Raw genomic sequence first — 19,082 nt, 5'->3', positions numbered from 1 at the left:
TCGGGCGCAGCGCCCGCCGGAAAGGCCAACCGGCCCGCTCGGCAGGCCGGTCGCTGGCGGCTTACAGCCAGCCGCGCTCCTTGTAGTAACGCGCGGCACCTTCATGCAGCGGCGCGGTCAGGCCGACCTTGATCATGTCGGCTTCCTTGAGGTCGGCGAAGGCCGGGTGCAGGCGCTTGAAACGCTCGATGTTGTCGAACACCGACTTGACCAGCTGGTAGACCACTTCCGCATCGGCGTTGGCCGAGGTGGACAGCACGGCCTTGCCGCCGATCGACGGGGTCGGCGCATCGTTGCCCTTGTACAGGCCGCCGGGGATGTCGGCCTTGGTGTAGTAGGTCTTCTCGGCCAGCAGCTTGTCGATCTCGGCGCCGGTCACCGGTACCAGCACTGCGTCGGTGGTGGTGGTGGCTTCCTGGATCGCGCCGTTGGGATGGCCGACGAAGTAGGTCATGGCGTCGATGTTGTTGTCGCCCAGGGCGCTGGCCTGCTCGGCCGGCTTCAGTTCGGCGGCGAGGGCGAAGGCGGAACGATCCCAGCCCTTGACGGCCATGATCTCTTCCAGGGTGTCGCGCTGGCCCGAACCCGGGTTGCCGACGTTGACGCGCTTGCCCTTGAGGTCGTCGAAGCTGGCGATCTTGGCGTCGCGGCGGGCGAGGATGGTGAACACCTCGCTCTGCAGGGAGAACACCGCGCGGATGTCGCCCATCGCGCCTTCGGCCTCGAACGGCGCCGCGCCGTTGAGCGCCTTGTACTGGTGATCCGACTGCATGATGCCGAAGTTGAACTCGCCGCTGCGGATGCCGTTGACGTTGGCCACGCCGCCACCGCTGGCCGGGGCGTTGCACTTGATGCCGTGCTCGGCCGCACCGCGGTTGAGGAAGCGGCAGATGGACTGGCCGGCCACGTAGTAGACGCCGGTCTGGCCGCCGGTGCCGATGGTGACGAACTTCTCTTCGGCCTGCGCCATGCCACTCAGGGTGGTGCCTGCGAGGGCGGCGGACAGGACCCATGCCAAGGATTTGCCTTTCATGGGAGATCTCCTTTTTCTGTTGTCGTAGAGCGAGCGCGCCTTGTGGGCGACGTTCGGGAGGGCAAGTCTAACCGCTCGGCGCCAATATGCACGCGCCGCTGACCGATCGGTCGTAACCGCGTGTGGCGCCCCGGGCTATCGCCTGCCGCCGGCATTGGGCAGAATCGACACATGTCACACGCCATCCACGAGTCGCCGCAGGCCTCGGTCAGCGCCAGCCTGACCCAGGCGATCCTGCACGCCGCCAGCCGCCTCGGCCTCGACCGCCAGACGCTGCTGACGGCCTGCGGCCTGCACGAAGCGCAACTGGCCGATCCCGACGCGCGAGTGCCGTTCAGCGCCCAGGAGGCGCTGTGGCGCGAACTGGATGCGCGCCTGCAGCACCCGGAGCCCGGCCTGCTGCTCGGCCGCAGCCTCACCCCCGGCCCGTTCAGCGTGCTCAGCTACCTGCTGCAGAGCAGCGCCACCCTCGGCGAGGCGCTGACCGCCGCGCTGCGCTACCAGCGCCTGGGCGGCGAAGGCGGCGAGCTGCAAATCGAGGAGCGCGGCGAGGCCCTGCTGCTGCTCTATCGCCCGCTGCACCCGCAACACCCGGCGACGCGCATCCGCGTGCTGGCGCTGATGACCTGCTGGGTGCAGATGACCACGCCGCTGCTGGACGGCTTCCACCTGCTCGGCGCGCAGTTCCGCCACGCCGCACCGGCGGATCTGGCGCCCTACCGCGAGGTGTTCGCCTGTCCGCTGCAGTTCGCCGCCGCCGACTACGCCATCGCCCTGCCCCGCACCCTGCGCGACGTGCCGCTGGTGCAGGCCAACCCGCCCTTGCAGCAGCTGCTGCGCCAGCACGCCGAAGCGCTGCTGGCGCGCCTGCCCAGCGCCAGCCTGAGCGCGCGGGTGATCGGCCTGCTCGGCGAACAGCTGGCCCACGGCGAACCGGATCGCGGCGAACTGGCGCGCGCCCTGCTGCTCAGCGAGCGCACCCTGCAGCGGCGCCTGGCCGAGGAAGGCTGCAGCTACCAGCAACTGCTCGCCGACACCCGCCGCCAGCTGGCCGAACAGCACCTGCGCGAAGGCCGCCTGCCGGCCGCCGAGATCGCCCTGCTGCTGGGCTACTCCGAACCCAGCGTATTCTTCCGCGCCTTCCGCCAGTGGACCGGGCTGACCCCCGGCGAATACCGCGCACGCCACGGCGGCGGCCCTGCCACCTGAGCCCGAGCCCTGCATCAGCCGCGTCGATGATGACTATGCCCCGGCACGGCGTGCGCCGCCCGGACTCGAGGGGTTAGAGTGGCCCGCCCCACCGTAAGGAGATCGCCATGAGCCGACTGGCCTCGATCAAGCTGTCCACCCTCGACCTGGCGCCAATCCGCGACGACGGCGACGCCGCCCAGGCCCTGCACAACTCGCTGGCGCTGGCGCGGCACGTGGAAAGCCTCGGCTTCCAGCGCTTCTGGGTCGCCGAACACCACAACATGGACGGCATCGCCAGCTCCGCCACCGCCGTGCTGCTCGGCTATCTGGCCGCCGGCACCTCGCGCATCCGCCTCGGCGCCGGCGGGGTGATGCTGCCCAACCACGCGCCGCTGGTGATCGCCGAGCAGTTCGGCACCCTCGCCACGCTCTATCCCGGGCGCATCGACCTCGGCCTGGGCCGCGCGCCCGGCGCCGACCAGCATACCGCCCACGCCCTGCGCCGCAGCCGCGACGGCAGCGCCGAGGATTTCCCCGGCGACGTCGAGGAGCTGCAGGCCTACCTCGGCCCGCGTCAGGAAGGGCAACGAGTGATCGCCATGCCCGGCGCCGGCACCCAGGTGCCGATCTGGCTGCTCGGCTCCAGCCTGTTCAGCGCGCAGTTGGCGGGGATGAAGGGGCTGCCCTATGCCTTCGCCTCGCACTTCGCGCCGCGCTACCTGCACGAGGCGCTGCGCATCTACCGCAACCACTTCAGACCTTCCGAGGTGCTGGACAAGCCCTATGTGATGCTCGGCGTGCCGCTGCTGGCGGCCGACAGCGACGAGCAGGCGCAGTACCTGGCCACCTCGGCGTTCCAGCGCATCCTCGCCCTGCTGCGCGGGCAAAGCCTGGTGCAACGGCCGCCGGTGGCGAGTATGGAAGGGCTGTGGCTGGCGCACGAGCGCCAGGCGGTCAGCGAGTTCCTCGGCCTGGCCGCCATCGGCGGATCGCAGACCGTGCGCAGCCGCCTGCAGCAGCTGCTGGAGCAGACCGAGGCGGACGAGCTGATCTTCACCTGCGATATGTACGACTTCGCCGATCGCCTGCACGCCTTCGACATCCTCGCCGAACTGCAGCGCGGCTGAACCAGCCGGCGGACAGGCTACGCGTTGTCCAGCCTGCTGCTCGGACGAGGTGCGGACGCTGCCGCCTCAGCTAGATCGCGGTGCCGCAGCGCATCACCTTGCCGCGCGCCAGCACGTTGCGCTGCTCGTCGTAGAGCCAGGCCTGGGCGGTCATCGCCATCGAGCGGGCCTCCACCCGGTAGCGCTGGCCGGCGGCGAACTGGTCGTAGCGCAGACGCAGTTCGCAGGTCAGCAGCAAGGGTTCGCTGGTGAAGCCCATGCCGCCGCCGCGGCTGGCCTCGAACTGCAGGCGCACCAGCAGTTCGTGGGCACCGGGGCCGACCTGGAAGTAGCGGCCGTCCGGCCAGCGCTTGCGGTCCAGGCGGTCGGCCATCAGCAGGTCGCCGGCCGGCGCGTAGAGATCGACCCAGGCCTGTTGCGGGTCGGGTTTCGGCAGGGGTGAAGCGCAGGCGCCGAGCAGCAGCAGCGCGGCGGCGATAAGCAGGGCACGCATGGCGACCTCCGGTCAGTCGTAGCAGATTTCCAGCCTACGCCTATTCGAGGCTGGAGGCAGCCGCGGCGATGGGGTAGCGTGGCGCCATGCCCTTCGCCGCCCCCCTTTCCCTGCTGCGCCGCCTGGTGCCCGCCCTGTTTGGCCTGGCCCTGAGCGGCTGTTCGACCCTGGACTACTACGCCCACCTCGGCCAGGGTCAGTGGCAGCTGCTGCAGGCGCGCCAGCCGGTCGCGCGCCTGCTCGCCGATCCCGCCACCGAGCCGCCGCTGGCGCGGCGCCTGGCCCTGGCGCAGCAGGCGCGCGACTTCGCCAGCGCCCGTCTGCAGCTGCCGGACAACCGCAGCTACCGCCTGTACGCCGACCTCGGCCGGCCCTTCGTGGTGTGGAACCTGTTCGCCACGCCGGAATTTTCCCTGGAACCCGAGCTGCACTGCTTCCCCATCGCCGGCTGCGTCGCCTACCGCGGCTATTACCAGTTGGGCCGGGCCCGCGGCGCCGCCGCGCTGCTGCGCCAGCAGGGCCTGGACACCCATATCGGCGGGGTGGAAGCCTATTCCACCCTCGGCTGGTTCGACGACCCGCTGCTCAACACCATGCTGCGCTGGGACGACCAGCGCCTGGTGGCGGTGATCTTCCACGAGCTGGCGCATCAGCAGTACTACCTGGCCGGCGACACCGCGTTCAACGAGTCCTTCGCCACCTTCGTCGAGCGCGAAGGCCTGCGCCAGTGGCACGCCAGCCGCGGCGAAGCCCACGCGGACGACGGCGAGCGCCAGCGCCAGCAGTTCGTCGAGCTGGTGCTGGCCAGCCGCGAGCGCCTGCAGCGGCTGTACGCCAGCGAACTGGACGCGGTGGCGATGCGCGCCGCCAAGCAGGCCGAGTTCGAGCGCCTGCGCCGCGACTACCGCGCCCTGCGCCAGCGCGAATGGGCCGGCAACGGCCGCTTCGATGCCTGGATCGAGGCGCCGCTGAACAACGCCAAGCTGCTGCCGTTCGGCCTCTACGACCAGTGGGTGCCGGCCTTCGCCGCGCTGTTCGCCCAGCACGCAGGCGACTGGGCGGACTTCTACCGGGCGGTGGCCGCCCTTGGTCGGCTGCCGCCGGCAGAGCGTCGCGCGGCATTGGACAGGCTGCAGGCCGGCGGCTAGAACTGGCCAACCCATCTGCCTGTCGAAAGTGACAGGACTCGCTCGACACCGGAGGTAAGCGATGCAACGCCTGATACCCACCCTGGCCCTGATGCTGCTCGCCGCCGGCGCGCAGGCCGCGCCCAAGCCCTGTGAAGAACTCAAGGAAGAAATCGAAGTGAAGATCCAGGCCGCCGGCGTGCCCAGCTACACCCTGGAAATCGTCGCCAACGACGAGGTCACGGACCAGAGCATGGTGGTCGGCAGCTGCGACGGCGGCAGCAAGAAGATCGTCTACCAGCGCAACGGCTGATCGCCTCATGCATTAGGCGCAAAGGCCCGGTGCAGCTCTTCCAGCGTGCCGAAGTGATAGGTCGGCGCCTCGCCGGCCAGTTCCTCGTAGCTGCCGAAGCCGTAGCCCACCGCCGCCGCATCCAGGCCGTTGCGCCGCGCGCCGATCAGGTCGTGCTTGCGGTCGCCGATCATCAGCGCCGTCTGCGGCGCCAGCCCCTCGCACTCCAGCAGATGCGCCAGCAGCGCCACCTTGTCGGTGCGCGTGCCGTCCAGCTCGCTGCCGTAGATGCGCTTGAAGTGCCCGGCGAAACCGAAGTGCCGGGCGATCTCCTCGGCGAACACCGTCGGCTTGCTGGTGGCGATATACAGGGTGCGGCCCTGCCCCGCCAGCTCGCCGAGCAGCGCCGGCACGCCGTCGAACAGGCGGTTCTCGTACAGCCCGCTGACCTGGAAACGCTCGCGGTAGTGATTGACCGCCTGCCAGGCCGTGGCCTCGTCCAGCGCGTAGCTGGCCATGAAGCACTGCAGCAACGGCGGGCCGATGAAATGCTCCAGCGCGGCCAGGTCCGGCTCGTCGATGCCCAGCTTGGCCAGGGCGTACTGCACCGAACGGGTGATGCCCTCGCGCGGGTCGGTGAGGGTGCCGTCGAGGTCGAAGAGGATGCTCTGGTAATGCATCAGCCGTCATACCCCTCGACCAGATGCAGGTCCTTCAGGCGCACGTAGTTGGCCGCGCTGTAGGCGAAGTAGCTGCGCTCCTGCTCGGTCAGCGGCCGGGCCTGTTTGACCGGGCTGCCGACGTAGAGGTAGCCGCTCGCCAGGCGCTTGCCCGGCGGCACCAGGGAGCCTGCGCCGATCACCACCTCGTCCTCGACCACCACGCCGTCCATGACGATGCTGCCCATGCCGACCAGGATGCGGTTGCCCAGGGTGCAGCCGTGCAGGGTGACGTTATGCCCGACCGTCACCTCGTCGCCGATGATCAGCGGATAGCCGGCCGGGTTGAACGGCCCGGCGTGGGTGATGTGCAGCACGCTGCCGTCCTGCACGCTGGTGCGCGCACCGATGCGGATGCTGTGCATGTCGCCGCGCACCACCACCATCGGCCACACCGAGCTGTCGCTGCCGATTTCCACATCGCCCAGCACCACGGCGCTGGCATCGACGAACACCCGCTCGCCGAGCTGCGGGGTGAACTGTTGGTAGCTGCGAATCGCCACGATAGAAATCTCCTGGGCTGCGGGAAAGCTTGATTGTAATTAAGATGAGCCCCATGTCAGGTCTCAGCAACCCGGAATCCTCCTTCGATGTCCGGGGTCAGACCTTCACAACCCATTCGCCACAGGTGCCTCGTCGTGACCGCGAACAATCCCCTGCTGCAAGACTTCGACCTGCCGCCCTACTCGCAGATCAAACCCGAGCACGTCGAGCCGGCCATCGACCAGATCCTCGCCGACAGCCGCGCGGCCATCGCCGAACTGCTCCAGCAGCAGGCCGAGCCGAGCTGGGACGGCCTGGTGCTGGCGCTGGACGAGCTGGGCGCGCGCCTGGGCCGCGCCTGGGGCCCGGTCAGCCACCTCAACGCGGTGTGCAACAGCCCGGAGCTGCGCGCCGCCTACGAGGCCTGCCTGCCCAAGCTGTCCGAGTACTGGACCGAGCTGGGCCAGAACAAGCCGCTGTTCCAGGCCTACGACGCGCTGGCGGGCAGCCCCGAGGCCGCCGGCTTCGACGTGGCGCAGAAGACCATCCTCGAGCATGCGCTGCGCGATTTCCGCCTGTCCGGCATCGACCTGCCGGCCGAGCAGCAGAAGCGCTACGGCGAAATCCAGATGCGCCTGTCCGAGCTGACCAGCAAGTTCTCCAACCAACTGCTCGACGCCACCCAGGCCTGGACCAAGCACGTCAGCGACGAGGCTGTGCTTGCCGGCCTCACCGACTCGGCCAAGGCGCAGATGCAGCAGGTCGCCGCGGCCAAGGGCCTGGACGGCTGGCTGATCACCCTGGAGTTCCCCAGCTACTTCGCGGTGATCACCTACGCCGACGACCGCGCCCTGCGCGAGGAAATCTACGCCGCCTACTGCACCCGCGCCTCCGACCAGGGGCCCAACGCCGGCCAGCACGACAACGGCCCGCTGATGGCCGAGATCCTCGACCTGCGCCAGGAGTTGGCGCGCCTGCTCGGCTTCGCCCATTACAGCGAGCTGAGCCTGGCCAGCAAGATGGCCGAATCCACCGAGCAGGTGCTGAGCTTCCTGCGCGACCTGGCCGTGCGCAGCAAGCCCTTCGCCGCCCGCGACCTGGCCGAGCTCAAGGCCTTCGCCGCCGAGCAGGGCCTACATGACCTGCAAAGCTGGGACGTCGGCTACTACAGCGAGAAGCTGCGCCAGCAGCGCTACTGCATCTCCCAGGAACAGGTGCGCGCCTGGTTCCCGGTGGACAAGGTGCTCACCGGCCTGTTCGCCATCGTGCAGAAGCTCTACGGCATCGAGATTCGCGAGCTGACCGGCTTCGACGGCTGGCACCCGGACGTGCGCCTGTTCGAAATCCAGGAGAACGGCCAGCACGTCGGCCGCTTCTTCTTCGACCTCTACGCCCGCGCCAACAAGCGCGGCGGCGCCTGGATGGACGGCGCGCGCGACAAGCGCCGCGCCGCCGACGGCAGCCTGATCAGCCCGGTGGCCAACCTGGTGTGCAACTTCACCCCACCGGTCGGCGGCAAGCCGGCGCTGCTGACCCACGACGAGGTCACCACCCTGTTCCACGAATTCGGCCATGGCCTGCACCACCTGCTGACCCGCGTCGAGCATGCCGGCGCCTCAGGGATCAATGGGGTCGCGTGGGATGCCGTCGAATTACCTAGCCAGTTTATGGAGAACTGGTGCTGGGAGCCCGAGGGCCTGGCGCTGATCTCCGGCCACCACGAGACCGGCGAGGCGCTGCCGCAGGCCATGCTGGACAAGATGCTGGCGGCGAAGAATTTCCAGTCCGGCTTGATGATGGTGCGCCAGCTGGAGTTCTCCCTGTTCGACTTCGAGCTGCACGCCAGCCACGGCGACGGCCGCAGCGTGCTGGAGGTGCTCGAAGCCATCCGCGACGAAGTCTCGGTGCTGCGTCCGCCGGCCTACAACCGCTTCGCCAACGGCTTCGCGCACATCTTCGCCGGCGGCTACGCGGCCGGTTACTACAGCTACAAATGGGCCGAGGTGCTCAGCGCTGATGCTTTCTCGAAATTCGAAGAGGAAGGCGTGTTCAACAGCGAAACGGGTCGCGCCTTCCGCGAGGCGATCCTGGCCCGTGGCGGCTCGCAGGCGCCGATGGTGCTGTTCGTCGACTTCCGTGGCCGCGAGCCGAGCATCGACGCCCTGCTGCGCCACCTCGGCCTGAGCCAGGAGGCCGCGTGAAGAAGCGTTTTATCGCCGGCGCCGTGTGCCCGGCCTGCAGCGAGCAGGACAAGATCCAGATGTGGGACGAGGACGGCGTGCCGCACCGCGAATGCGTGGCCTGCGGCTACGCCGACACCCTCGACGCGCGCGGCAACTCGGTGCCCAAGGAGATCCCCACGCGGGTCAACGTCAGCGGCCTGAAGCCCAAGGCCGCCGATCCCAAGGTGCAGGCGGTGCAGTTCTTCCCCAATCCCAAGCTGAAGAAGCCCAGCGAGCCGACCTAGCCCAGGAAGATCCGTAGGCTGGGTTAGCGGCGCAGAACGCCGATCTCGCAAGCGCCGATAAGGGCAGCGCGCCGCGTAACCCACCAGGCGATAGGCCGTGTTGCACCGATGGTGGGTTAGCGGCGCAGAACGCTGATCCTGCAAGCGCCGATAAGGGCAGCGCGCCGCGTAACCCACCAGGCGATAGATCGTGTTGCACCGATGGTGGGTTACGCCGCAGCAGACACAGCGGTTTTTTAACCTCCGTGACAGGCGGCTAACCCACCCTACGAATCGTCGCGATTGGGGCATTCCCGTAGGGTGGGTTAGCGGCGCAGAACGCTGATCCTGCAAGCGCCGATAAGGGCAGCGCGCCGCGTAACCCACCAGGCGATAGGCCGTGTTGCGCCGATGGTGGGTTACGCCGCAGCAGGCACAGCGGCTTTTTCAGACCCGGTGACAAGCGGCTAACCCACCCTACGAATCGTGGCGATTGCTGCAGGCGAGTTGCACCCGCCCTCGATCCTAATCGCGAAAGAACTCCCCCGGCGTGGCGCCGAACTGGCGGCGAAAAGCGGCGATAAAGGCCGATAGCGAGTCGTAGCCGCAGGCCAGCGCCACGTCGGTGACGCGCTCGCCCTGCTCCAGCGGGGTCAGCGCATCGAGCAGGCGCTGACGCTGACGCCAGGCGCGAAAGCTCAGCCCGGTCTCGCGCAGGAACAGCCGGCTCAGGGTCTTCTCCGACACCCCCAGGCGCTCGCCCCACTCGCCCAGGCCGAGCTGGCGCAGGCGCGCATCCTCCAGCCCCAGGCACACCTCGCGCAGCCGCGCGTCCTGCGGCAGCGGCAGCATCAGCGCCACCTCCGGGGCGGCGCGCAACTGGTCCAGCAGCACCGCGGCCAGGCGCCCGGGCGCGCCCTGTTCGTCGTATTCCACCGGCAGCGCACTGAAGCCGCGAATCAGCTCGCGCAGCAGCGGACTGACCGCCAGCACCCGGCACGCGTCCGGCCCCCAGGGCACCGCGCTGCCGTCGATATAGAGGCTGCGCATCTCGGTGCGCGGCGAGCTCAGCACCCGGTGCTCGACGCCCGCCGGCAGCCACACCGCGCGCTGCGGCGGGGCGACGAAGCGGGCGCCGGCGGTCTGCACCTCGAGCACCCCGGCGATGGCGTAGGACAGCTGCACCCAGGGGTGGCTGTGGCGGAAGGTCAGCGCGCGGTTGCTCAGCGATTCGACCCGACCGTATAGCGGGCGCGGCAGGCTCGGCAACTCGGGCAGGCTGCGATGAACGGTATCCGAATGTCTGTTTGGCGACACTTGCTGGCCCTTTGGCGTTAGCCGGAAATTTTCCAGCACGATAGTGTGGCCGCCTCCCGCACCGCAAGCCCGAGAGTCGCCATGTCCCTGCGCCGCTTCCTGCCCGATGCCTTCACCCAGACCCTGCTCGCCGTGGTGCTGATCGCCACCGTCCTGCCCGCCAGCGGCCAGGTGGCCGTGGCCTTCGAGTGGATCACCGACCTGGCCATCGCCCTGCTGTTCTTCCTCCACGGCGCCAAGCTGTCGCGCCAGGCCATCCTCGCCGGCGCCGGGCACTGGCGCCTGCATCTGTTGGTATTCGCCTGCACCTTCGTGCTGTTTCCCCTGCTCGGCCTGGCGCTCAAGCCGCTGCTGGCGCCGCTGATCGGCAGCGAGCTGTACCTGGGCATGCTCTACCTCTGCGCCCTGCCGGCCACGGTGCAGTCGGCCATCGCCTTCACCTCGCTGGCGCGCGGCAATATCGCCGCGGCGATCTGCAGCGCGGCCGCCTCCAGCCTGCTCGGCATCTTCCTCACCCCGCTGCTGGTGGCGCTGCTGATGGGCGTGGAAGGCGCCAATGGCTCGACCCTGGACGCCATCGGCAAGATCAGCCTGCAGCTGTTGCTGCCGTTCATCCTCGGGCAGATCGCGCAGCGCTGGATCGGCGCTTGGGTGACCCGCAACAAGGGTTGGCTGAAGTACGTCGACCAGAGCTCGATCCTGCTGGTGGTCTACACCGCCTTCAGCGCCGCGGTGATCGGCGGCCTGTGGCAGCAGGTGCCGCTGCTCACCCTGCTGGCCCTGGTACTGGCCTGCTGCGTGCTGCTGGCGCTGGCGCTGCTGCTCACCCACCTGCTCGGCAAGTGGCTGGGCTTCAGCCTGGAAGACCGCATCACCATCCTCTTCTGCGGCTCGAAGAAGAGCCTGGCCACCGGCGTGCCCATGGCCCAGGTGCTGTTCGCCGGCAGCAGCATCGGCCTGCTGATCCTGCCGCTGATGCTGTTCCACCAGATCCAGCTGATGGTCTGCGCGGTGCTGGCGCAACGTTATGCCAAGCGCCCGGAGATGGCGCAGGAGGCCGCCCCGGTATAGCCCGGATGCGCTCCACGGTTCGATAGCGGCACATGCCCCGGATTGCATCCGGGCTACGAGGTAGCTTGGTGCCGAGCGCAGCGAAGCCCAACGACGGCACCTGGTGACCTGGCCTCGGCATCGTGCCCACCCTCGCTCGTTGGGCTTGGTCGCGGGCTCCTCAACCCAACCTACAGCTGATGACCGGCACTTGCTCGGACGCAAAATAACTGTATTTTTATACAGTATATCGAGGAGTCCGAGCATGTCCGCCAGCCTGCCGCCACGTGGCCGTGGCACCGCCAGCAATCCGCATAACCGCTTCGCCCCGACCCGGGTGATCGCCAGCGACGACGGCTGGTTCGAGGAAGTGCCGCCGAGCCGCGCCACCGAGGTGCGCGCGGAAACCGCCAAGACCATCATCAGCCGCAACCAGTCGCCGGACCTGCCCTTCGACCGCTCGATCAACCCTTACCGCGGCTGCGAGCACGTTATCGTCGAAACAAAAATGTATGGCCAGACTGTCTAGTGATGCTTGATATTGCTGGCTAAAGACCCAATCCAATTGGAGGTCAGATGCCACGCAAACCCTTCTCCAAGTCTGCCCTTGAGTCGAGTGAACGATCGCTCCTCCAGCGCAAGCTGCCAGAAAACACCCCCCAAGCAATCCAAAAAAGAAGCACTGCAAGGGGACAAGTCGATGTTTCAGCTCAAGGGTTGCTTGTCCGAAACAAGACTACTGGCACAAGGGAATACGTCCGTGACTTCACAGACCTTGTCACTGAGTATCCGCACCATAAATTAATTGTCCAGCAGTTACTTATAGGTGCGCAGCTCCATTCCGCAAAGAGATTGATCACATATCAATCCCATCAAGACATCTATTACTCAATTCAAGAGTTTGTGCTGTTTCTTAATAGCGCTGAGCCGATCAATAAATCAGTCAAAGGTGTTGCTGATGTCGATGGGCAGGTATGCGTGAATTTTAGGTCATTTCTAATTCGTTCGTATCCAGGTCGCACCGTAAATAGAAAAAGATACGGCGCATTAAAAAATATCTTCCTTTCGTTGAAGAATAAATATAAAGGGCAGAGCTGGGTCGGCAAAGGGTTTGAATGGCCGACTGGACCTGGGATGAACGAGCAAGTAACAGAAGGATACAGCAGGGAGATTCATAATAAGCTTGTGGAGGGATGCTTGATCGATATTAAGTTTATTATGAAGTGGATGGAGAGTTACAACGGTGTAGTGGAAGGCGGGAAGCCAATTCTGGCATACGATCTTTCATTAGAAAACTTGATGTTTGACCTGGTTGTAAAAGAGCAAACTAAAAGATCCAACGGGTCAATCAAGGCGACACACATTAAAGGGTTTGAGTGGGTTATACGCTCCACTGGAGATGTTAAAGAATACATACGGGCAAATGGAATAAGTATAGAGAAGTTTCTCGGCATTTACCGAGACCGCGCCCACGAACTAGCGGCTAAAGGGCGCTCTGTAGTTGGTACTGAGGTGAGTGAAAGGGGGATGGTGTATGGCTGTGATCGAGAAGAATCTGGGCGAATTGCAACTGCTAATGTAGGGAGGCTTTATCCTGATTGGCCTATGCAAGTGAGCTTCGAGGAAGCTGGACATCTGTTTTCCTCTGAGTGGAGTAAAAACACCGCTCACGGAACAAACAAGAAATATTCTACGCTGGAAAAAAGATTACGGTCGGCCTTGATGTATATGAGGGTTGGGCCAGAACACCTACCCTATGAAGTAGGACAAATGGCGTACTTCAGCAGAGTAGCTTTCACAATGGCAACTTTATTCCCATTCTTTCTCTTCGTGATGTTGCAGACGGGCTGGAATTTTGAGGTTGTTGTATCGATAAGCGATAACCTAGACAACCACATAGAAGAAGACCTTTTGGATGATGACTATGTGATTATTTATGGGTACAAGGGACGGTCCGACAAAAGCCAAATGCATAGATCAAACAAGCGAGATAAGTTTGGCGCGTATCAGATCTTGCGCTTTGTTGCCGCTGAAGTAACCAAGCATTTGTCGTCGCCTCATTATTTAAATGGTAAATTATTTCAGTGTGTCATTTCGAAGAATCTGTGGAATAAGTTTGGTCGCTTATGCACGCCGGTGACCACTACGAATTTTGGGCACGCATCAACGGAGTTTCTACATCGCCACCGCATAAAATTGGATACGGATACCAAATCCCCCAGAATTGAAACGAAACGTCTTCGAACTACTTACGAAACTCGACGGAGAGAACAGGGTTTAGATATAGACGAAGTTTCGGCAATGATGGGGCATTCGGATATCGATACCACAGTGAATCATTATGATAGTGACTGGGGGTCGGCAGAAATATTAAATGGGCGTCTAAGGAAGATTCAGAGAAAGCATGAAGAAGATTTTAGGCGTTACTCAGCAAATCTTCTTACAGATGTGTCTTTGGTTGAGCTGCGTGAAGCCACTCTACGCTGCGGTAGCAAAGAAGAACTACGGTCAGTTGTTGCACCATTAGTCGGTAGGCTGAATTCTTCTGAAGATTCGGTAATACAGTTGCTTTCTCCGGAAGGTCAGACATTCATTGCAAGTTGTCTAAATTCAAGACGACCAGATTGGCCAGGCGCTGAAAGTTTTCTTAGGACGGATACGCCTTGCAACTACTTCAATCGTTGCCCGTTATGCTCACAGTGTGTGATCTTCAAAGAAGCATTACCTTTTATTGCAAGAAGAATTTCCGACCTTGACGGTCTGAGGGAGCGGTTAAATCCCTTAGAATGGGAGAAAAGCTATCGCGCTGAGTATTTAGCGTGGAAGGGGGTTCTAGAGGGCTGGGGGGATCCGATTGAGGTTGCTGAGGCAATAGATAGATCGGAACATAACGGTTTTGCACTGCCATTGACAATGATAGGGCTCTCATGACAACTCCAACACGTGACCAAATAAAAGCCGTTTTAGAAGAAATAAGGAATGGACTGGGTTGTCACGAGGAAGAGTTAGAGCCTATCGCTACTGAAGAAGATGATGAGGTTCTGAGTGGCGACTCTTCACTTGGGATCATTTGCGATAGTGTAAATTTACTAAATCTTTCCAGAATTGATAAGAACGAGTGGAGTTATATTAGGGTAAGTCCTAGAAGCTCTTTCGGCGATCCGGTTTGGGATTTTGGGGATTACCCCTCCCCTTATGGATTTCCCATACGCATCAATTTTGATTATGTGAATATGTATGGCGTGAATGTTTGTGGAGTAGGACACGAACATTGGGTGAATATTGCTAGGGCGCTACTATTTTACCGTGTACCGCATTTCGGAATTCATGGTCGTATTAATGCTTATACATCTCTTGAGACAGATAAAACAAAAGTATTAAGACTTGTCGGGTTGTTTCATGCCGAAGGTCTATATTTAGGTTCGGAAAATTCACCAGGTTTTAGGACGGTGAATGATTTGGCCAAGTCGAGTGTGGAGCACTATATAGAGTCGCTGCCCACATCTGGGATCAAGTGGGAATTCTGTTACTTAATGTCCTTCTGGCAGGGCGTGTCATCGATGGGTATGCTTCCGTCAGAGTACTCACTATACGATTCATACGTAACTAAAGAGCTTGTCGCCAAATATAGAAGAGAATACGACGAGTCCTGTCGACCTTTCGAACCCATTCCGCTCGATGACTATGCAGAAATATTTAGATACTGTGTGGGGTTTGTTGAAAACTATAGCGATGACGTCCTTTGGCTGTATAAAAATTTTGCGCCAACCATAGTAGGTGCTTTTGAGAACCCCGAAAAGCTTGCCGCGATAAATTTTGGTGTGTCAACGGCGTCCGTTGAGGGAGTTAAAAGATTTAGGGATTATAAACCTAAGTTACTAGATAGCGGTATTCCCTGGTGGGGAATAGAAATCAAGGAAAGAACGCATGAGAATGATGAGGGGGAGTATATAAATCAAACTGCTGTGATTAGCGTTGTTGTCTCTCTAATCGATGCGTGTATCGTGCTTCTTCTGTGCCTTACTGGGATGCGCCGATCAGAGGTCATTGGACTTAAGGTGGATTGTCTTTCGTTTAAGTCTGAGGGTTATTGGCTTACTTATACTGTTTTCAAAACCTCTATTTCGTCACAGGGCGACATTAAAACAATACCTATCCCAAAAATTGCTGCTGACGCAATTGAAGTAATAATTGAAATAGGGCGTGATGCTCGTGCTTACGCTAATCACGACTATCTGTTTGTCAAGATACCAAAGTTTAGTTTTGGAAACACTCCGCAGTCCACTGTGGTAGAGCGAGCTTGCAATCGAGTGGCAAACAACCTGGGTATTGATTATAGAGTACACCCACATCGTTTTCGGAAGTCACTTGCACTTTATATAATTCATCAAGATTCGCGGAATCTTGAAATTATTAAACGCCTCTTTTCTCACCGCAGCTTAAAAATGACGTTAAGGTACATCCTTTCTTTACCTGGCGTGAACGATGAAGTCAAAGCTACGTTGATTGAAGAAAATACGGAAATTCTCGTCGAGGTTTTGCAAGGTGTAATTTCCGGTCAAATTGGGGGCATTGGAGGCAAAAGGTTGGCCAAGACTGCTAATTCTTCTCCAATACTCAGGGCTAAATTGCAAAACGCGGGAAAAGAGAGTTTAAGTCAGTATGTCGCCTCTTTGCTTGATGAAGGTGTGAAGCTTCTGCATAGAACGAATCTTGCAATCTGTATGCGAACGCCGGGTCTTACCAGCGAGTCACCTTGTGATGCTAAGAATGATAGCCCTGGGTCGAGGCTTCATCCAAACTTGTTTGCGTGTGACCCATATAATTGTAGATATGCTGCATTTGTCGAGGCCAATGTTCCATCATTAAAAAATGAGATAATTTTCCACGATAATATGATTAAGCATAGGTACTGTGGAGCGACTCAGAAGGAATATTCGCAGAGGCGTATCGCTGAAGCCTTTAAGCGACTTCACGAGGTTGTAGGGGATGAAGCACATATTTTCCTAAAGCAGGTAGCGCATGGCTAAGCAGGATCTCCTCAATCGGGTGTATGCGACTATTTCAGCGCTCCAAAGCGACGGCCGAAAAAAGTTATCAGTGATGGAAGTTTCTAAATTATCCGGTGTCGGTCGTGCAACAATCAATCAAAAGCATGATCCTGACTGGGTGAAGGTCAGAGAAGTCATAAAAGGAACAACTCATTCTGGGGTTTATGCAAAGGATTCAAGTGAGGATATCAAAAAGCCACTCAAAAATACTCAAGAAATACATCATCGACTGAAAGAGTTGGAGGAGCAGTTAGCCCTACTAAGGGAGCGCGCTAGCACCACATATAATCAGTTGATCGACAGGGTACAATATTACTTTGCGTTGGCTAGTGAAAAGCCTGCTAAGCAAGTTGAGAAGGCTAAGCTCCTTCAAGAGCTAACTCATCAGAAGAATCAGAACGCAATCCTACGTGCAGATCTCAAGGCGGCTCTTGCTGAATCATTAACTCCTGCGGTATCAGGAATTATCACTTCAAAGATTATTTTGGAAGTGCCTAATGCAGTCTCAGATTCTGAGGCCATTCTGAGTTTTTTGGAGAAACTGGATTCGTTATCTAGTCAGAATCGATCTTCACTTGTTACCGCAGTCTACATAATGTGTGGTCTTCCAATGTGCGGCAAGTCATCTTGGATTGATAATCACAAGCCACCTACTCCAGGTGTATCCTTATATGTCTGTGGAGCAAGTGATACAGTTTCAACTCGGAATTTGTTAGTTTCTAGGGTTAGGAAAGAATTTAGCGCGCCTGTGCACTGTGTTCGATTTAGTCTAGGCCTTGATGCCTGTATCTCTAGGGCCGAAAAACAGTTCAATGGTGCGGCTCTTGAATTGAATATTTCATCCATCAAAGTTGTGGCTGCGCGGTTCGAAGAAATACAATTCAGCGAAAATTTCGACTCAATCATCTTGGCTTGAAATCAGTGAATGGTCTAAAGCGTTTCCAATCGTTTGTTGAAGAGCGACGTCTCTTGGGAGACTGGGCTGATTTCGTTTCAGCAGATATGACTAGGCTTTCAAGAGTAAAGCTGGTTGAAGCGTGTGGGATTCAGCGAAGCATAATTTATCAAAACTCACAGGTAGTAACTCAGCTTCGTGATCTTGAGTCCGAATTAAGAGCGCATGGTGTTCTTTATGGGCGCAGTGCGGATACCAATTGTGCTCACCAAAATGGTTTAACTCATGATGAAGAATTAGAGCAGCGGTTAGGAGATTTGTCTGCTTCGCTTTGTAAGTTCAATGACTATTTAAATGAAGTTTCTAATTCGCTTGTGGTGTACCCCTTATCGAGGCCAAAATAGTTATGTGTATCCTTCATTTTGGAAACGGTTTGGCCAGCCACTCTGGCTATATGCGAGAGCGCGTAGGGATTTATTTTGATGATAATCATAACGTCCTTGAAGCACCGACCATGTGGGCGATGGCTGTCTCGAAGATACGTTCAAGGAGTGATGAAACGACAAGAAACTATGCGAATATCCTGAGAAGGTTTTTGCAGTGGTTGGACGATAGCCCAATCGAAGGGGCTGAAGTTGTATTTGGCGCGCAGAACTGGCAGTTGGTGGATGAGGATGTTTTTGATGCCTTCCTTGTTCACATAGCATCTCCAACGGATGCGCTTCCTTATGGCCCGTCTCACAAAACCATGTATCACATTGCGGCAAGGGTCTGGAGCTTCTATCAGTGGGCCGATAGGCAGGGCTATAAACACTATTTGGATATCAGTAGGACTGATATCCGATACATGCTGAAAGACCAGAAACTCCTGGCCCATATCGACCCAGGGGTTAAAGTTACTACCTTGGGATTTAATCTGCCCAGTGGTAGACCAGCAATGCATCAACGAGAAATGCAAAAATTTGTAAGGCAAACTGATTATGAAATAGCTCTCGGTGTGATGAATGATCCTGTTTATCAAATTATCGCAGCGATCATACGAATTACCGGGCTTAGACCGATTGATCTTTTTCAATTGCCTTACCGAGGGAAAAATGAAAATTATGGATTCATTCCTTATGATGAGGGTGAGTACCCAGAAGGGTTAGATAATGGAACTATCTATTATTATTTTAGGTCCAAGGGAAAATGGCGTTCCATAGACTTCCCAGGGAAGCTGTGGAGAGTTATTTGCGAGAATTATTTACCCTTAAGGCGGCAACGAGCGAAGCTATATGAGGCTAAGCATGGCATTCCACCAAGGAATAGTGATTTGTTTCTTTCCGCTCGTGGTGATGTTGTTACTCATGGAATGCTTGGTTATAACTTTAGCAAGGTGGTTTCTGCAGCGAAGAGCTCCGAGAGCGCTACTGAGTTTAAAGCCATGCGATTCAATGCACGAATGCTCAGGCACACCTGTGCGACATATTTTGTTTATGAGGCGTTGAAAGCCCAGAATAGACTTGGAAGGAGTTTTGTTTACGATGCAGCGCTCGACGAAGATCTCAGGAAAATGCTGGGCCACACTGATGTTAGAACTACACTTGAATACTATGTTCATCTAGTCAACCGATATGTGCACGACAATCTTCTGACTGATCTTCATCGCTCACGCGTTGATGCTGGTTTGTCCGCTATTTTAGACCGACATAATTACTCTGAGATTGTGGTATAGAACAGGCACTAGAGATGCTGCCTTCTTGGTGAACAGCTCTGGACACGTCGATATGGTCTGCCTTCAGCCTCTTGGGGCGGCATTGGCCTGAACCCGCAGTCCAAGCTTGCCGCAATTTCCCCAATAATTTTCCTACCTGATTCC

Annotated in this window: 16 protein-coding genes and 1 pseudogene; 12 read left to right on the top strand and 5 right to left on the bottom strand. The window is 59.3% G+C overall.

Annotated elements, in window-relative coordinates; translation table 11 throughout:
* Positions 1 to 61 precede the first annotated feature (61 nt).
* On the bottom strand, positions 62 to 1,033 hold the full coding sequence (locus tag ACIGKL_RS15330; RefSeq protein WP_397487435.1) for a TAXI family TRAP transporter solute-binding subunit: 972 nt from the start codon (positions 1,031 to 1,033) through the stop codon (positions 62 to 64).
* Between the two features lie 171 nt (positions 1,034 to 1,204).
* Here ACIGKL_RS15330 and ACIGKL_RS15325 point away from each other — a divergent pair, with 171 nt between their 5' ends.
* Complete coding sequence (locus ACIGKL_RS15325; protein ID WP_397487434.1) at positions 1,205 to 2,242, top strand: AraC family transcriptional regulator; 1,038 nt, start codon at positions 1,205 to 1,207, stop codon at positions 2,240 to 2,242.
* A gap of 107 nt (positions 2,243 to 2,349) precedes the next feature.
* The gene (locus ACIGKL_RS15320; protein WP_397487433.1) at positions 2,350 to 3,351 is read left to right on the top strand and encodes an LLM class flavin-dependent oxidoreductase; all 1,002 of its coding nucleotides are present in this window, start codon (positions 2,350 to 2,352) and stop codon (positions 3,349 to 3,351) included.
* A gap of 70 nt (positions 3,352 to 3,421) precedes the next feature.
* Here the strand turns inward: ACIGKL_RS15320 and ACIGKL_RS15315 are convergent, their stop codons facing one another.
* Positions 3,422 to 3,844, bottom strand: coding sequence for a hypothetical protein (locus ACIGKL_RS15315; RefSeq protein WP_397487432.1), 423 nt, complete (start codon positions 3,842 to 3,844; stop codon positions 3,422 to 3,424).
* Positions 3,845 to 3,930: 86 nt separating this feature from the next.
* On the opposite strand from ACIGKL_RS15315, the gene ACIGKL_RS15310 reads away from it, so the two are divergent.
* The gene (locus ACIGKL_RS15310; RefSeq protein WP_397487431.1) at positions 3,931 to 4,992 is read left to right on the top strand and encodes an aminopeptidase; all 1,062 of its coding nucleotides are present in this window, start codon (positions 3,931 to 3,933) and stop codon (positions 4,990 to 4,992) included.
* Positions 4,993 to 5,053: 61 nt separating this feature from the next.
* Positions 5,054 to 5,284, top strand: coding sequence for a DUF1161 domain-containing protein (locus tag ACIGKL_RS15305; protein ID WP_397487430.1), 231 nt, complete (start codon positions 5,054 to 5,056; stop codon positions 5,282 to 5,284).
* A gap of 5 nt (positions 5,285 to 5,289) precedes the next feature.
* Here the strand turns inward: ACIGKL_RS15305 and ACIGKL_RS15300 are convergent, their stop codons facing one another.
* Together ACIGKL_RS15300 and ACIGKL_RS15295 are read right to left on the bottom strand one after the other, a co-directional pair.
* On the bottom strand, positions 5,290 to 5,943 hold the full coding sequence (locus ACIGKL_RS15300) for an HAD family hydrolase (protein ID WP_397487429.1): 654 nt from the start codon (positions 5,941 to 5,943) through the stop codon (positions 5,290 to 5,292).
* Complete coding sequence (locus ACIGKL_RS15295) at positions 5,943 to 6,485, bottom strand: gamma carbonic anhydrase family protein (RefSeq protein WP_397487428.1); 543 nt, start codon at positions 6,483 to 6,485, stop codon at positions 5,943 to 5,945. The genes ACIGKL_RS15300 and ACIGKL_RS15295 overlap by 1 nt, the downstream gene beginning before the upstream one ends.
* 87 nt (positions 6,486 to 6,572) lie before the next feature.
* Between ACIGKL_RS15295 and prlC the strand changes: the two genes are divergently transcribed.
* Both prlC and ACIGKL_RS15285 read left to right on the top strand, forming a co-directional pair.
* Positions 6,573 to 8,666, top strand: a complete 2,094-nt coding sequence (prlC, locus tag ACIGKL_RS15290; protein WP_397487427.1) for an oligopeptidase A — start codon at positions 6,573 to 6,575, stop codon at positions 8,664 to 8,666.
* On the top strand, positions 8,663 to 8,932 hold the full coding sequence (locus tag ACIGKL_RS15285) for a YheV family putative zinc ribbon protein (RefSeq protein WP_021443280.1): 270 nt from the start codon (positions 8,663 to 8,665) through the stop codon (positions 8,930 to 8,932). The genes prlC and ACIGKL_RS15285 overlap by 4 nt, the downstream gene beginning before the upstream one ends.
* A 504-nt stretch (positions 8,933 to 9,436) precedes the next feature.
* Here the strand turns inward: ACIGKL_RS15285 and ACIGKL_RS15280 are convergent.
* Entirely contained in the window at positions 9,437 to 10,228 is a 792-nt protein-coding gene (locus ACIGKL_RS15280) for an AraC family transcriptional regulator (RefSeq protein ID WP_397487426.1), read from the bottom strand.
* 81 nt (positions 10,229 to 10,309) lie between these two features.
* Here ACIGKL_RS15280 and ACIGKL_RS15275 point away from each other — a divergent pair, with 81 nt between their 5' ends.
* The 6 genes and pseudogenes from ACIGKL_RS15275 (at position 10,310) to ACIGKL_RS15250 (ending at position 18,938) form a co-directional block, all read left to right on the top strand.
* On the top strand, positions 10,310 to 11,299 hold the full coding sequence (locus ACIGKL_RS15275; RefSeq protein WP_397487425.1) for a bile acid:sodium symporter family protein: 990 nt from the start codon (positions 10,310 to 10,312) through the stop codon (positions 11,297 to 11,299).
* 244 nt (positions 11,300 to 11,543) lie between these two features.
* Positions 11,544 to 11,768 (top strand): annotated as a pseudogene (locus ACIGKL_RS15270) (radical SAM protein); the annotation flags it as partial.
* An 86-nt stretch (positions 11,769 to 11,854) separates the two neighbouring features.
* Positions 11,855 to 14,209, top strand: a complete 2,355-nt coding sequence (locus ACIGKL_RS15265; RefSeq protein ID WP_397487423.1) for a hypothetical protein — start codon at positions 11,855 to 11,857, stop codon at positions 14,207 to 14,209.
* Positions 14,206 to 16,308, top strand: coding sequence for a site-specific integrase (locus ACIGKL_RS15260; RefSeq protein ID WP_033947092.1), 2,103 nt, complete (start codon positions 14,206 to 14,208; stop codon positions 16,306 to 16,308). The genes ACIGKL_RS15265 and ACIGKL_RS15260 overlap by 4 nt, the downstream gene beginning before the upstream one ends.
* The gene (locus tag ACIGKL_RS15255) at positions 16,301 to 17,245 is read left to right on the top strand and encodes a hypothetical protein (RefSeq protein ID WP_124148040.1); all 945 of its coding nucleotides are present in this window, start codon (positions 16,301 to 16,303) and stop codon (positions 17,243 to 17,245) included. Before ACIGKL_RS15260 ends, ACIGKL_RS15255 begins: the two co-directional genes overlap by 8 nt.
* Before the next feature lie 412 nt (positions 17,246 to 17,657).
* Positions 17,658 to 18,938, top strand: coding sequence for a site-specific integrase (locus ACIGKL_RS15250; RefSeq protein ID WP_170842730.1), 1,281 nt, complete (start codon positions 17,658 to 17,660; stop codon positions 18,936 to 18,938).
* The last annotated feature ends 144 nt before the right edge of the window (positions 18,939 to 19,082 follow it).

The sequence above is a fragment of the Pseudomonas sp. NPDC077186 genome, from assembly GCF_044543505.1.
GTDB lineage: Bacteria > Pseudomonadota > Gammaproteobacteria > Pseudomonadales > Pseudomonadaceae > Aquipseudomonas.
Note: the sequence above shows the minus strand (reverse complement) of the source record. Positions and strands in the feature narration are given on the sequence as shown.

What these genes read in the sequence shown, in the direction of transcription:
- ACIGKL_RS15275 (WP_397487425.1), top strand. Translation starts at nt 10,310, where the DNA reads ATGTCCCTGCGCCGCTTCCTGCCCGATGCCTTCACCCAGACCCTGCTC.
- ACIGKL_RS15330 (WP_397487435.1), bottom strand. Translation starts at nt 1,033, where the DNA reads ATGAAAGGCAAATCCTTGGCATGGGTCCTGTCCGCCGCCCTCGCAGGC.
- prlC (WP_397487427.1), top strand. Translation starts at nt 6,573, where the DNA reads ATGTCCGGGGTCAGACCTTCACAACCCATTCGCCACAGGTGCCTCGTC.
- ACIGKL_RS15310 (WP_397487431.1), top strand. Translation starts at nt 3,931, where the DNA reads ATGCCCTTCGCCGCCCCCCTTTCCCTGCTGCGCCGCCTGGTGCCCGCC.
- ACIGKL_RS15305 (WP_397487430.1), top strand. Translation starts at nt 5,054, where the DNA reads ATGCAACGCCTGATACCCACCCTGGCCCTGATGCTGCTCGCCGCCGGC.
- ACIGKL_RS15260 (WP_033947092.1), top strand. Translation starts at nt 14,206, where the DNA reads ATGACAACTCCAACACGTGACCAAATAAAAGCCGTTTTAGAAGAAATA.
- ACIGKL_RS15255 (WP_124148040.1), top strand. Translation starts at nt 16,301, where the DNA reads ATGGCTAAGCAGGATCTCCTCAATCGGGTGTATGCGACTATTTCAGCG.
- ACIGKL_RS15315 (WP_397487432.1), bottom strand. Translation starts at nt 3,844, where the DNA reads ATGCGTGCCCTGCTTATCGCCGCCGCGCTGCTGCTGCTCGGCGCCTGC.
- ACIGKL_RS15320 (WP_397487433.1), top strand. Translation starts at nt 2,350, where the DNA reads ATGAGCCGACTGGCCTCGATCAAGCTGTCCACCCTCGACCTGGCGCCA.
- ACIGKL_RS15265 (WP_397487423.1), top strand. Translation starts at nt 11,855, where the DNA reads ATGCCACGCAAACCCTTCTCCAAGTCTGCCCTTGAGTCGAGTGAACGA.
- ACIGKL_RS15325 (WP_397487434.1), top strand. Translation starts at nt 1,205, where the DNA reads ATGTCACACGCCATCCACGAGTCGCCGCAGGCCTCGGTCAGCGCCAGC.
- ACIGKL_RS15300 (WP_397487429.1), bottom strand. Translation starts at nt 5,943, where the DNA reads ATGCATTACCAGAGCATCCTCTTCGACCTCGACGGCACCCTCACCGAC.